This window comes from Neisseria sp. P0008.S010 (genome assembly GCF_051962715.1).
In the GTDB taxonomy this organism is placed as follows: Bacteria; Pseudomonadota; Gammaproteobacteria; order Burkholderiales; family Neisseriaceae; genus Neisseria; species Neisseria elongata.
This window is the reverse complement of sequence record NZ_JBQCVA010000063.1, coordinates 1-12,044: the sequence shown is the minus strand read 5'-3', so window position 1 is coordinate 12,044 and position 12,044 is coordinate 1. Positions and strand designations below refer to the sequence as shown.

At 52.0% G+C, this 12,044-nt stretch carries 14 protein-coding genes; 4 read left to right on the top strand and 10 right to left on the bottom strand.

Annotated elements, in window-relative coordinates:
• Positions 1-113: 113 nt before the first annotated feature.
• From ACTHSL_RS11575 to ACTHSL_RS11550, 6 genes are all read right to left on the bottom strand, one after another.
• On the bottom strand, positions 114-452 hold the full coding sequence (locus ACTHSL_RS11575; RefSeq protein ID WP_440381521.1) for a zinc ABC transporter ATP-binding protein: 339 nt from the start codon (positions 450-452) through the stop codon (positions 114-116).
• Positions 453-475: 23 nt separating this feature from the next.
• Entirely contained in the window at positions 476-1,834 is a 1,359-nt protein-coding gene (locus tag ACTHSL_RS11570; protein WP_440381520.1) for a PFL family protein, read from the bottom strand.
• A 60-nt stretch (positions 1,835-1,894) separates the two neighbouring features.
• Positions 1,895-2,548: a DUF6630 family protein gene (locus ACTHSL_RS11565; protein ID WP_440381519.1), complete on the bottom strand. Its 654-nt coding sequence runs from the start codon at positions 2,546-2,548 to the stop codon at positions 1,895-1,897.
• Positions 2,549-2,594: 46 nt separating this feature from the next.
• A complete protein-coding gene (locus tag ACTHSL_RS11560) occupies positions 2,595-3,587 on the bottom strand; it encodes an ADP-ribosylglycohydrolase family protein (protein WP_440381518.1) in 993 nt (330 codons plus the stop codon).
• Between the two features lie 15 nt (positions 3,588-3,602).
• Positions 3,603-4,055, bottom strand: a complete 453-nt coding sequence (locus ACTHSL_RS11555; RefSeq protein WP_440381517.1) for a hypothetical protein — start codon at positions 4,053-4,055, stop codon at positions 3,603-3,605.
• Between the two features lie 123 nt (positions 4,056-4,178).
• Complete coding sequence (locus ACTHSL_RS11550; protein ID WP_440381516.1) at positions 4,179-4,451, bottom strand: ACT domain-containing protein; 273 nt, start codon at positions 4,449-4,451, stop codon at positions 4,179-4,181.
• Positions 4,452-4,916: 465 nt separating this feature from the next.
• On the opposite strand from ACTHSL_RS11550, the gene gdhA reads away from it, so the two are divergent.
• Positions 4,917-6,254, top strand: coding sequence for an NADP-specific glutamate dehydrogenase (gene gdhA / locus ACTHSL_RS11545; protein WP_440381515.1), 1,338 nt, complete (start codon positions 4,917-4,919; stop codon positions 6,252-6,254).
• A 193-nt stretch (positions 6,255-6,447) separates the two neighbouring features.
• A complete protein-coding gene (locus ACTHSL_RS11540; protein ID WP_440381514.1) occupies positions 6,448-6,855 on the top strand; it encodes an MliC family protein in 408 nt (135 codons plus the stop codon).
• A 249-nt stretch (positions 6,856-7,104) separates the two neighbouring features.
• On the opposite strand, the gene ACTHSL_RS11535 is transcribed toward ACTHSL_RS11540, so the two are convergent.
• Complete coding sequence (locus ACTHSL_RS11535; protein WP_440381513.1) at positions 7,105-8,484, bottom strand: OmpP1/FadL family transporter; 1,380 nt, start codon at positions 8,482-8,484, stop codon at positions 7,105-7,107.
• Between the two features lie 194 nt (positions 8,485-8,678).
• Between ACTHSL_RS11535 and ACTHSL_RS11530 the strand changes: the two genes are divergently transcribed.
• Both ACTHSL_RS11530 and ACTHSL_RS11525 read left to right on the top strand, forming a co-directional pair.
• Positions 8,679-9,728, top strand: a complete 1,050-nt coding sequence (locus ACTHSL_RS11530) for a sulfate ABC transporter substrate-binding protein (RefSeq protein WP_440381512.1) — start codon at positions 8,679-8,681, stop codon at positions 9,726-9,728.
• Between the two features lie 119 nt (positions 9,729-9,847).
• On the top strand, positions 9,848-10,327 hold the full coding sequence (locus ACTHSL_RS11525; RefSeq protein WP_440381511.1) for a NemA protein: 480 nt from the start codon (positions 9,848-9,850) through the stop codon (positions 10,325-10,327).
• Positions 10,328-10,411: 84 nt separating this feature from the next.
• Here ACTHSL_RS11525 and ACTHSL_RS11520 read toward each other — a convergent pair whose 3' ends face one another.
• The 3 genes from ACTHSL_RS11520 to ACTHSL_RS11510 all read right to left on the bottom strand — a co-directional run bounded on the left by ACTHSL_RS11520 (position 10,412) and on the right by ACTHSL_RS11510 (position 11,783).
• Positions 10,412-10,660 carry a CsbD family protein gene (locus tag ACTHSL_RS11520; protein ID WP_440381510.1) on the bottom strand — a complete coding sequence of 83 codons (249 nt, stop codon included), beginning with the start codon at positions 10,658-10,660 and terminating at the stop codon, positions 10,412-10,414.
• A gap of 148 nt (positions 10,661-10,808) precedes the next feature.
• Positions 10,809-11,336, bottom strand: coding sequence for a hypothetical protein (locus ACTHSL_RS11515; protein WP_440381509.1), 528 nt, complete (start codon positions 11,334-11,336; stop codon positions 10,809-10,811).
• 12 nt (positions 11,337-11,348) lie between these two features.
• A complete protein-coding gene (locus ACTHSL_RS11510; protein ID WP_440381508.1) occupies positions 11,349-11,783 on the bottom strand; it encodes a hypothetical protein in 435 nt (144 codons plus the stop codon).
• Positions 11,784-12,044: the final 261 nt, after the last annotated feature.

The window sequence follows — 12,044 nt, the reverse complement described above, 5'->3', positions numbered from 1 at the left end:
ACGGTTCGGGTTAAGGGTAAATCTGATTGCAGGACTGATTAATGCGATGGGATGAATATTTTCGCAAGAGGTCTACTCACCTTTCCCAAAAAAGCTTTTCAGACGGCCTTTTATCATCCGGCCGTCTGAAACATCTTTTCCGCGATACGGTTTACCGCCGCTTCCAGCGCCGCAGTTTCGGCAGCCGTCCAATGTTCGCCGCTGCTGATAATCTGCCCGTAAACAAAATCGCATTTGAAGCGGAAGGGTTTCTGCACGGGCAGGAATGCGAAGCAGAAAATATCGGCTTCGGGCGCGAAAACTTGTTCCAGCAGCACAAAATCAGGCGCGCTTTTGAGTGCGGCGGCAAGGGCAAGGCAGCCTTCGGCATCGTCGCCCGCAAGTTTGCAGTAAAACAGGTCGTGCATTTTGGGTTGGCTGTTTGCAGTAGGTTGTGCAGGCTGCTTTTTCATTGCTCCAAGCAGCCTGCACCCCGTCAGTTCTTCATCGACTGCACCGGCGCGGGAATGCGTCCGCCGCGGTTCACAAACACTTCGCAGCTTCCTTCCTTCACGGGCATAATCGGCGCGTAGCCCAACAGGCCGCCGAAATCCACGCTTTCGCCCACGCCTTTGCCGGTAACGGGGATGATGCGCACGGCGGTGGTTTTGCTGTTAATCATGCCGATGGCGGCTTCGTCGGCGATGATGCCGGCAATCGTGGCGGCGGACGTGTTGCCCGGCACGGCCACCATATCCAAACCCACGGAGCACACGGCGGTCATGGCTTCCAGCTTGTCCAGCGTCAGGATGCCGCTTTCCGCCGCCGCAATCATGCCTTCGTCTTCCGACACGGGGATAAACGCGCCGCTCAGCCCGCCCACAGCGGAAGAAGCCATCATGCCGCCTTTTTTCACCGCGTCGTTCAACAGCGCGAGTGCGGCAGTCGTGCCGTGCGTGCCGCAGACGGTCAAGCCCATGGCTTCCAGAATGCGGGCGACGGAATCGCCGACGGCAGGCGTGGGCGCGAGCGACAAATCTAAAATGCCGAACGGGATGCCCAGCATTTTCGCCGCTTCCTGTCCGATGAGTTCGCCCACGCGCGTGATTTTGAACGCGGTTTTCTTCACGATTTCGGCGATTTCGGTCAGGTTTTGGCTGTCGCAGTCTTTTAAGGCAGCCTGCACCACGCCGGGGCCGGACACGCCCACATTGATAATCGCATCCGCTTCGCCCGAGCCGTGGAACGCGCCCGCCATGAAGGGATTGTCTTCCACCGCGTTGCAGAACACGACGATTTTGGCACAGCCGAAGCCTTCGGGCGTGATGTCGGCGGTGCGTTTCACCGTGTCGGCGGCGAGTTTCACCGCGTCCATGTTAATGCCCGCGCGCGTGCTGCCGATGTTGATGGAGCTGCACACGATGTCGGTGGTTTTCATGGCTTCGGGAATACTGTTAATCAGCACGCGGTCGGCGGGCGACATACCCTTTTGCACCAGCGCGGAAAAGCCGCCGATAAACGATACGCCGATGGCTTTCGCCGCCTTGTCCAGCGTCTGCGCGATGGAAACGTAGCTGTCCGCGCCCGTGGCCGCCGCGATTTGGGCGATGGGCGTGACGGAAATGCGCTGGTTCACAATCGGTACGCCGTATTTGGCCGACAAATGCTGCGCCGTCTGCACCAGGTCTTTGCCGATGCGGGTGATTTTATTGTAGATGTTTTGGTTTAATTGATTGATGTCCGGCGAAATGCAATCATGCAGGTCGATGCCGATGGTGATGGTACGCACGTCGAAGTTTTGGTCGGACACCATGCGGATGGTTTCTAGGATTTCGTTGGAATGGATTTGGGACATTTTGGGGGTTTCCTTGTCTATATCTGTTGGTTGTCGGGGTGCAGGCTGCTTTTTGCGTCGTCAATTCCGTTCGGAAACATAATGCGGTGTTTCTTCCACTGTGGCAAACAGTTTACCGTCCGCATCCCATAAGGGTTGCTGGCAGGAATCGCAGTATGCCGCTTCGTGATTAGCGTACGGCGGCGGCTCGCTTATGGGCAAATCCCATACCGAAGGTTGGCCACAAGCAGGGCAATCGACTGCATATAAGATGAAATTTGCCGCTTTGTTCAGGCTTTGGAAGGCCCAAAAATCAGACTGGATCTTTTCCAAACTTTTGCACGCGTTGCTCGGAACAATAAATACGGTGTAGTCATCACTGCCGCTCTCCAACAGCATCAGCCGCATTTTCTGGCGTTTGAGTTTGCTGTCGAAATAGTCGAAGGCAAAGGGCATGAAGTCGCCGCTTTCCCAGACTTCGCCAAATTCTTTGTTGAATTTTTTATACAAATCGTCCGTTTTGACTTTCAGTGCTTCTTTACCGAAGGCTGCCAAACGCTCATTGACAAATTCATAAAGTTGGCCTTGTTCGTCTTCGCCCTTCCAGTCCAAAAAAAGGAAGATACGGTTTTGATACAGGGCTTCCCGCAATGTTTCGTTTTGTGAGGCCGATGGCAGCAACGTGGGATATTCGTTCTCGGCAACGATTTTTTGCAGTATTTTTTCAAGTTTCATGGAACTGTCCTTGTCTGTCGGTTTGGGGGTATGCAGGCAGCCTGCATCAATACGGCGGCAGCAAACGCCGGAATCCGTGCGCGAGTACGATTACCATCATGATCAGATTGCGGGCGAAGGTTACCATGCCGCCGAAACGCCGCGCTTTTTGCGGTCGTCCGCTGCGGTGAACTTCGTCTGCCTGTTTGGCCAGAGTGGCGAAAAAATCGGGCGTGAGCAGGGGCTCGCACCATGTTCCCGATACGGCGGCAAATAGGTTTTCGCCGTGCCGCACGCCGACAATGCTGCCGAAGATGGCCGCCGTGGTGTCGGTGTCGCCACCTTGGCGTATCAGGCTGTCCAAGCCTTCAGCCGGGCGGTCGCGGTATGCCTGCCATGTTTGGAATACGGCGGGGACGGTGTGGTACATATAGCCTGTGATGCCGCGTTTGGGGTCGGGGGCGTAGGTTTGCAGGCCGTCTGAAAATTCGTTGTCGCCGATTTGCTGCAATATGGCGGCGGTGATGGCTTCGGTTGTCCGGTCGGGATGGCGGGTTTCGTACCACGCAAGCAGGGCGACGGCAAGTGCGCCGCGATAGGCTTTCGGGTCGGTGTGGGTCAGTTCGGTGCTGATTTTGACCAGCCTGCACAGCTCGTCCAAATCGTCGCACAGCACGCCCAACACGGGTGCGCGCATGGCAGGGCCGTTGCCTGCCGAATATACGCCCGTTCGCCCCAGCCCCAGCCACATTTTCAAGCAGCTTCGCAGCGTTGCCAGACCGATTCCGGCGGGCAGGCGGGCAAACCACCATTTCAGACGGCCGCGCAGTCTGCGGCGGAAGATTTCCGGGTCGCCCGCACCGTCTATCCATGCTTGGGCGGCCATCACGGCGTGTTCGGTGTCGTCCGAAACCATGCCGCCGTGCAGCAGGGGTATCAGGGCGTAGCGGCGCGGCACGAAGCGTTTGCCGATACGGCGCGGGGAAAGCCCTTCATAGGGCAGCCCGTAGGCATCGCCCGCCGCCGTGCCGAGCAGGCAGCCTGAAAGCGGATGGGTCATAGTGTTTCTCTCGTTTTACGGCTTATTTTGGTGTGCAGGCTGCTTTTTCCTGCTCAACCGCCGCCGCGATATCAGCCATCTGACAAGCAAAAACACGGGAAACGACAGAAAAAGCGCCAAAAATCCGTGTCCCACGCTCCACACTTTGAACGACACGGGAATCACTTTATTGTCGGCGGCGATTCGGTAGCGCGCAGTCATAAAAGCATTGGCATCCAACCGGTTGCTGGCGTAAAACAGCTCGAACGTGTCGGGCGGCAGGCGGGTCAGTTGCAGGTAGATGCCTTCGCGGTCGCGCAATACAGTGTCTTCGCGCACCAAGGTTTCGCTGCTTTTCCAGCGGTTTAACGGCTGGGCTTGGATTTCGCCCTGCGCGTTGCGGACGGCCACGGCAAACAGCGAGCTGATTTCGTCGCCTTCGGCGTACTGCTGCGCCGGGCGGTGGCGTATGCCCCAGGCCAACGCCATAAAAATGGCCAACCACAGGGCAAAATTTAGGACAAGGCTGATTAGCCGGATTGTTCCGGCAATGAAAAATTTGCGTGCGTCCATATCCGCCTTCAAACCGCCCTCCCCCTTTTCAGACGGCCTTTAAATCCTGTGCATGGCATTAAACAGCTCTTCGTCCTGCATACGGATGTCCAGCGCAAGCGTTTTCCCTGCCTGGGTGAAAACGTCCAGCATTTCCTGCCGTGATTTTGGGCATTTGGCGGTGTCGGCCAAAATAATCATGGTGAAATAATTGTCCATCAACTGCTGGCTGATGTTCAGGATGTTGATTTGGTTTTCGGCCAAAAGTTTCGAAACATCGTAAACGATGCCGATGCGGTCTTTACCGATAACGGTAATAACGGAATGAGACATGGGGAATCCTTGGAAAATGTTTCAATACGCAGGGCCGCACATCTAAAGTACAGCCCTATTTTGAAGGGCATTGACAACCCAAATAAAGAAGTTTAACCAGTAAACAGGCCGTCTGAAAAAACGACCGTACAGAAGGCGGGCACACTCTATCGCTTTCACTGCAAAAAGGCAAATCATGGCCGCAAAAGACAAAATTGTAGACAATCTTTCATTCAAATAAAAATGCCTTATTTTGCCATTAAATTCCTAAAAAATGCATCATCAAACATTATTCGTGCTTGAAAATTGAATTTTATAAAATCAGTTTTTAAATTGTAGACATTTTTTCATTTTATTTTTTCATAAATTAGTCAAAATCAGACGTAAAGAATTTGTCAAATGTAGACAATCGCACTAGACTGCACCGCATCGTTTTCCCGTATCCCACATTCCCACATTGCAATACTTAAAGTTAAGGAAACTGCCATGAGCGACCTGAACAGCCTGTTCCAAACCATCAAACGGCGCGATCCCAACCAAGCCCCCTTCCATCAGGCGGTGGAAGAAGTATTCATGAGCCTGCAACCCTTTTTGGCGAAAAACCCGCAATACACCAAACAAGGCCTGTTGGAGCGCATCGTCGAACCCGAGCGTGTAATCATGTTCCGCGTTTCCTGGGTGGACGACAAAGGACAAGTCCAAGTAAACCGCGGCTACCGCGTGCAGATGAACTCCGCCATCGGCCCTTATAAAGGCGGCCTGCGCTTCCACCCGACCGTGGACTTGGGCGTATTGAAATTCCTAGCCTTCGAGCAAGTGTTCAAAAACGCATTGACCACCCTGCCCATGGGCGGCGGCAAAGGCGGATCCGACTTCGACCCCAAAGGCAAATCCGATGCCGAAGTGATGCGTTTTTGCCAAGCCTTTATGAGCGAGCTTTACCGCCACATCGGCGCGGACACCGACGTACCTGCCGGCGACATCGGCGTGGGCGGCCGCGAAATCGGCTTCTTGTTCGGCCAATACAAAAAACTGCATAACGAATTTACATCCGTCCTGACCGGCAAAGGCCTGACCTGGGGCGGCAGCCTGATCCGCCCCGAAGCCACCGGCTATGGCACGGTTTACTTCGCACAATCCATGCTGCAAACCAAAGGCGACAAACTCGAAGGCAAACGCGTGGTGATTTCCGGCAGCGGCAACGTGGCACAATACGCCTGCGAAAAAGCCATCCAACTGGGCGCGAAAGTGCTGACCGTATCCGATTCCAACGGTTTCGCCCTGTTCCCCGACAGCGGCATGACCGAAGCGCAACTCGCTGCTTTAATCGAGCTGAAGGAAGTGCGCCGCGAACGCGTCTCCGTGTATGCCAAAGAACAAGGCTTGCAGTATTTTGAAAACCAAAAACCGTGGGGCGTGAAATGCGACATCGCCCTGCCTTGCGCCACCCAAAACGAACTGGACGGCAAAGACGCGGCCACCCTGCTGGCCAACGGCGTCATCTGCGTGGCCGAAGGCGCGAACATGCCGTCCACACTGGAAGCGGTGGAAGCCTTCTTGAAAGCCAAAATCCTGTATGCGCCGGGCAAGGCATCCAACGCGGGCGGCGTGGCCACTTCGGGCTTGGAAATGAGCCAAAACCATATCCGCCTGTCGTGGACGCGTGAAGAAGTAGACAAACGTTTATTTGACATTATGTCCAATATCCACGAAAACTGCGTCGCCAACGGCACAGAAAACGGCTATACCAATTATGTGAACGGCGCGAACATCGCCGGATTCAAGAAAGTGGCCGATGCCATGCTGGCGCAGGGCATCGTATAAGCAGGGTTGTGTGCATAAGTCATCACAAAGGAGAGAAACTAGGCCGTCTGAAACCTGACTTTCAGACGGCCTCAATCATGATTTGCATGTAAATTCGAGTTAAACAGGCTTGTCCAATCATACCGATATTTATAACATGCCGCCCGACAGCCTCGCCTGTCGCGAAAACAATACTGTTACAGGAGTGAAATACATGAAAGTAAAAGCCCTATTGGCCATCGTTGCCTCTTTGTCCCTCGCTGCCTGCGCCGTACCTGACGAGGCTCCCCGTCATGGCGGCCATGACCACGGTCATTCGCACGGCCATAACCACGACCACGGCCATGCCCATCAGCAACAAGGCGGCATCGATGCCTCTTTTAACTGTGAAAACGGCTTGTCCGTACACGTCCGCAGTCTGAGCACCGACAGCATCGAATTGAATTTGGATGACAAGCAGGCCGTACTGAAATCTGCGGTTGCAGGATCCGGCGAACGCTATACTTCCAACACAGGCCTGTTCGGCAAAGGTGCGGAATGGCATCAAAAAGGCAGCGAAGCCTTCTTTACCTTCACCGACCCATACGGCAACAAAGTGGAAACATCTTGTAACGCCCGCTAATCGGATACCGGCTGTTTAAAGCCGAAAAGGCCGTCTGAAAGATATCTTTCAGACGGCCTTTTTTCGTTTTGCCGGCCAATCACCCTGCCCCGATGCCCGGGATACCGCGCTCAATCCGCCCGGCGATTTGAATTTGGGAAATAGCCATAATAGCGGCCCAAACCGTTTATAGGATAACCAATTGGAGAAGCCGTCTGAAAACCTTGAAACGGGTTTTCAGACGGCCTCTCCATTACCTGTACCGACTGCTTAGAACTTATAGGTGTATTGCACGCCCAGGATGTTGGCGTAATTTTTAAACGATGCCGACGATGCGCCTTTGCTGTCCACATCGTTGCCGGTGGAGGCTGCCGCGCGGTAAACGGTATCGTTGATGTGGATGTGGCTGTACGCCGCATCAAATACATGGCGTTTTTTATAAGCATACTTCACACCGAAGGAATACCAGATGCGGTTGCCGTCGGGCAGCGTGTTCAGACGGCTGTCCGCGCCGCGTACCGGGCTTTGGTCGAACGCGATACCGGCGCGCAGTTGCAACGGCTCGCTGTATTGGTAGGACGCGCCGAGGGCGGTTTTGTAGGTATTGCGCCAGTTCGGCGTGATAACCGTGCGGTCGGAGCGGCCGTTGACGACGGATTTGGTGTTTTCAAACACCAGCTCGGCACGGTTGAAACGGCTGTGGCGCGTCCAAGTCAGGTCGGCGAACAGGTTGGTTTTATCGGTTGCGTGATACATGCCGTGCAGCGACAAGGATTCCGGCGTTACGATTTTGACGCCGGCCTTCTCGTGCGGCTTGTAGCCGAACGCGGTGCCGATAAGCGCATCGTAGGCACTCTTTCCGCCAAATGCCGGATGGGGCGTTGTTACCGCCCGGCCGTCGGCCTGCCAATCGGCCGTGCCCCTCAAATCATGACTGACTTTCGAACGGTAATTCACGCCGACGCGGGTACGCGGATTGATGTCCCACAGCCAGCCCAACTGGTAGCCGAAGCCCCAGTCTTTACCTTTGACTTCCGCATGGCCGTCTGAAAGGCCGTTGTGCGGCCCTAAGCGGCCGGAAGCGTTCCAGTCCGCATATTTGCGCAACTCGGCGGAAGAATATTGGGCAATCAGACCCGCGCCGAACGCATGGTTTTCACTCACTTTGTAAGCGACGACGGGCTCGACGGCGATGGTGGTCAAGCCCAATTTGTTTATGTTGTGCCGCAACACGGAATCTTCCTGATATTCGGTGGAAGAAGCGAACGGCACATACACGCCCAAGCCCAAAGTCAGGTCGGGATTAACGCGGTAAGAACCGTAAAGATGGGGCGCGAGCACCACGTCTTTGGTGATTTTCCCCTCGGTTTTCCCCTGCACGCGGCCGCCTCGTACAAACGACGCTTCCGCATCGTGATATTCGATATGCGGGGCGACGATATTGGCGGCAGCCGTTATCTCGCTGCCGTCCAATTTGGCCAAACCGGCCGGATTGTAGAAAATCGTGGTGGCATCGGCGGCTTCTGCGGCGGCGGCATTGGCCGTCCCCTGCGCGGTAACCGACTGTGTACCGAAATGGTAGCCCGAAGCCTGAGCCAGAGGGGCCAGTACGGCAGCCGTCAATACGGCGATTGTTTTCACAGCTTTCATATTTTTGACGTAAGTTAATCCAAAAGGGGCGCATTTTAACAAACAGTCTACCGACAAGTCATCCGTCTGCCGCACTCTTTACCCAGGCATATAACCAAACGCCATAACCGTGCGGCAAACGGTTCTTTCACTTTTCAGACGGCCTCCGCTAAAGTGGCCGTCTGAAAAAACAACCCTCTCTAAAGGAACCCGCCATGCCGTCCAAACACCTAGCCTCCGCCCTACTCTTCACTGCCGCCCTTTCCGCCTGCACGCCCGACAACGGTACGCAAAACGCCGCCTCCGGCAATGGGGATAAAATCGGCAGCGTCAAACTGCTCAACGTCTCCTACGATGTCGCCCGCGACCTCTACAAAGACTTCAACCCGCTGTTTATCGAAGAATATAAAAAACAGCACAACGGTGCGGACATCACCGTCCAACAATCCCACGGCGGTTCGAGCAAACAGGCGTTGGCCGTGGCCAACGGCCTGAAAGCCGACGTCGTCACCATGAACCAGGGCTCCGACATCGACTTGTTGGTAAAAAAAGGCCTAGTCAAAGCCGACTGGCAAAAAGCCTTCCCCAACAACGCCGTCCCCTTCACCAGCACCACCGTCTTCCTCGTCCGCAAAGGCAACCCGAAACAAATCAAAGACTGGGGCGACCTGGCCAAAGACAACCTGAAAATCGTCATCGCCAACCCCAAAGTAACCGGCAACGGCCGCTACACCTTCCTGGGCGCATACGGCTATGGTCTGAAAACCAACGGCAACGATGATGCGAAGACGCGCGAATATGTGAAAAAAATGCTGTCCAACGTCGAAGTGTTCGAAAACGGCGGCCGTGCGGCCACCACCACCTTCGTCCAGCGCAACATCGGCGACGTACTGATTACCTTTGAAAACGAAGCCAACCTGTCGGCCAAACAATTCGGCAACGGCGAATTTGAAATCGTCTATCCGAAATACTCCGTCCGCATGGACAGCCCCGTTGCCGTAGTGGACAAAGTGGCCGACGAACGCGGCACCCGCCAAGCCGCCACCGAATACCTGAACTACCTGTGGAGTAAACCCGCGCAGGAATTGGGCGCGAAACTCTACCTGCGCCCCGCCGACAAAGACGTGCTGGCCGCCCATGCAAGTGAACTGCCGCCGATGGAAACGTTCAACCCCAACGACATCTTCGGCACATGGGATGAAATCATGAGCAAATACTTTTCAGACGGCGGTGTATACGACCAACTGACCGTGAAAGGCAAATAAAGAAAAACGAAAAAACGCAAAGGGGCCGTCTGAAAACCACTTTTCAGACGGCCCCTTTGTTACCGCATTGTCCGAATCGGCGTATACTCATCATATATTTACCAAACAGAGAGTCCATCATGAAAACAACCGTGCAAAAATCCGCCCTCGTAACCACCCTACTCCTCCTCACCGCCTGCGCCGGCGGCCCGGGCGGAAGCTCAATCAGCCTCGGCATCGGCGGTTTCGGCAGCCATATCGGCTTGGGAACCTCCGTCAATATTCCGATAGGCAGCCGTACACCCGCAGCAGACACAGGCGGCATCAACGTTACCGAAGAACAAATCATCACCCATTTTGCCGCAGACGGCACCGCTTCCGAACAAGCCGTCAAAGGCGGCAGCTACCGCAGGCTGCTCAACGTACTCGGCGGCGGCAATTATCTGGTACAAGACTTTTACGGCGACGGGCAAAAACGTACAGACCCGATGATACTGCCCAAAAAAGCCCTGTTCTCCGCCGATGCGCACCCCACAGACAGCGCATACACGGTTTACGACCGCAACGGCAATCCGATACGCCGACAGGTTTACCGCAACAACCGGCTTATCGGCAACTGATCGCGATACCGGCCAAACCTCGAGAAAAGCCGTCTGAAATCATGTTTCAGACGGCCTTTTTATATCGTTTCAAGTAAAGACGAATCAGAATTTGCTTTTGATATCGTTAATCAGGTTTTCAGCTTTTTCTTTCGTATCGTCAATCAGATGTTCGGCTTCTTCTTTACCTTTTTTCAATACATCGCCGGCTTTTTCCTCGATTTCGGCAGCAACTTCTTTCACCTTGCCGATTCCTTGCTGAACAACACCTTCTGCCTGAAGTTTGGAATCGTTTAATACTTCTCCCGCAGTTTCTTTCACTTTACCGCTGATTTGGTCTAATTTTCCACTCATGACCTTTTTCCTTAATTTCATATTGATCGAGGCATCACTATATCCTAACCGTTATCCAATAGCAATCTTAAATGAAATGCTACCTAAAAACCTGCTTTCAGATGACCTCTACCTCTCAAGAATTTCCCAGGCCAAAACTAACAAACGATTAAAATGATATTGCATCTAATACCTTGCACGGTGAGCTTCTTGTAATAATTACTGGATTATATAAGCAACTGCCACATACAGTTCCTGATGTTATAATATACATCTTTTTACCATTAAATATAAATTCGTGAGTTTCTGAACGGTAGCTATGCTTATTAGATATTGGCGACTCACATTTTTTACCTGCGCTACTCTTTTTAACCACTATATTGTGGCGTTTTAACTCCATTGTTAATAATTCAACTTGATCGTAATCAAAGGTCACTTCATTTGCCTGAATGAGTGTTTGACTATTTAACGATTTAAACACCATATAATTAGATGTTTCCATCTTTACTGTGGAATCTGTAATTTTCCCTTGAGATAAATTGGCTAGACTATCATAGAATGATAAACCTTGTGTAACAGGATTAGGCAATCTATTTTTCACAAAAGTACCTTGAGAAATATCTCTAAGCCCATCAGTAATTTCTGCACAAGATGTAAGTGATAAGGCAAGTGCTGCCGTAATAAAAATTTTTTTCATATCTAAATTTGTCTATTTAACATATTTCATTATTGATTTCTTATAACTATCGCCTTCTGCAGTAATAAAGTCAGAAATCAAACATTGATTATTCTTATTACACTCTAAACTAAATTTAATGGTAACTTTCTTGTCAAAAAATAAGAATGTTGCATATACCTTATCGTTAACTAATTTGAATTTAGGGTTAATTGAATCAGGGAAATCTTGTGCGGATGGACCATCAATCCAAGAATCATGTCCTATACAATCATCACAAGACATGGATTTATCATATTTTCCCTTTTTAGCCAATAATTTCTTAAAATCTGGGGTAGAGTATTTATACAGATTTCTTGTTTGATAAACTTTCGCAACAGTATTTAATTTTGCTTGGTCGAGTGTAGATGTGGCTGTGGCGTTCGCTGAAAATACAGCCATTCCGAGCAAGAGAAGTAACTTATTCATTGTAATAACCTTTTTTGATATTTTAATTTATGTTTACACCCAGAATATACAGTTTATTAGGCAATTTGGGAGCATATGTACTATATTAGATGCCCTTTTATTAGTAAATAATCCTGAAAACGTCAATAGAAGATAAGTAGGGAATTTAGAACGATGTTAAAGTTATCCGTTACAGATGTAGATAAATTTATTAGACCTCTTGCGAAAATATTCATCCCATCGCATTAATCAGTCCTGCAATCAGATTTACCCTTAACCCGA

Excerpts from the sequence above, each read along its gene's own strand:
- ACTHSL_RS11550 (WP_440381516.1), bottom strand. The coding sequence starts at position 4,451 with ATGTCTCATTCCGTTATTACCGTTATCGGTAAAGACCGCATCGGCATC.
- ACTHSL_RS11565 (WP_440381519.1), bottom strand. The coding sequence starts at position 2,548 with ATGAAACTTGAAAAAATACTGCAAAAAATCGTTGCCGAGAACGAATAT.
- ACTHSL_RS11515 (WP_440381509.1), bottom strand. The coding sequence starts at position 11,336 with ATGAAAAAAATTTTTATTACGGCAGCACTTGCCTTATCACTTACATCT.
- ACTHSL_RS11570 (WP_440381520.1), bottom strand. The coding sequence starts at position 1,834 with ATGTCCCAAATCCATTCCAACGAAATCCTAGAAACCATCCGCATGGTG.
- ACTHSL_RS11510 (WP_440381508.1), bottom strand. The coding sequence starts at position 11,783 with ATGAATAAGTTACTTCTCTTGCTCGGAATGGCTGTATTTTCAGCGAAC.
- ACTHSL_RS11525 (WP_440381511.1), top strand. The coding sequence starts at position 9,848 with ATGAAAACAACCGTGCAAAAATCCGCCCTCGTAACCACCCTACTCCTC.
- ACTHSL_RS11555 (WP_440381517.1), bottom strand. The coding sequence starts at position 4,055 with ATGGCGTTGGCCTGGGGCATACGCCACCGCCCGGCGCAGCAGTACGCC.
- ACTHSL_RS11520 (WP_440381510.1), bottom strand. The coding sequence starts at position 10,660 with ATGAGTGGAAAATTAGACCAAATCAGCGGTAAAGTGAAAGAAACTGCG.
- ACTHSL_RS11535 (WP_440381513.1), bottom strand. The coding sequence starts at position 8,484 with ATGAAAGCTGTGAAAACAATCGCCGTATTGACGGCTGCCGTACTGGCC.
- ACTHSL_RS11575 (WP_440381521.1), bottom strand. The coding sequence starts at position 452 with ATGAAAAAGCAGCCTGCACAACCTACTGCAAACAGCCAACCCAAAATG.
- gdhA (WP_440381515.1), top strand. The coding sequence starts at position 4,917 with ATGAGCGACCTGAACAGCCTGTTCCAAACCATCAAACGGCGCGATCCC.
- ACTHSL_RS11540 (WP_440381514.1), top strand. The coding sequence starts at position 6,448 with ATGAAAGTAAAAGCCCTATTGGCCATCGTTGCCTCTTTGTCCCTCGCT.
- ACTHSL_RS11530 (WP_440381512.1), top strand. The coding sequence starts at position 8,679 with ATGCCGTCCAAACACCTAGCCTCCGCCCTACTCTTCACTGCCGCCCTT.
- ACTHSL_RS11560 (WP_440381518.1), bottom strand. The coding sequence starts at position 3,587 with ATGACCCATCCGCTTTCAGGCTGCCTGCTCGGCACGGCGGCGGGCGAT.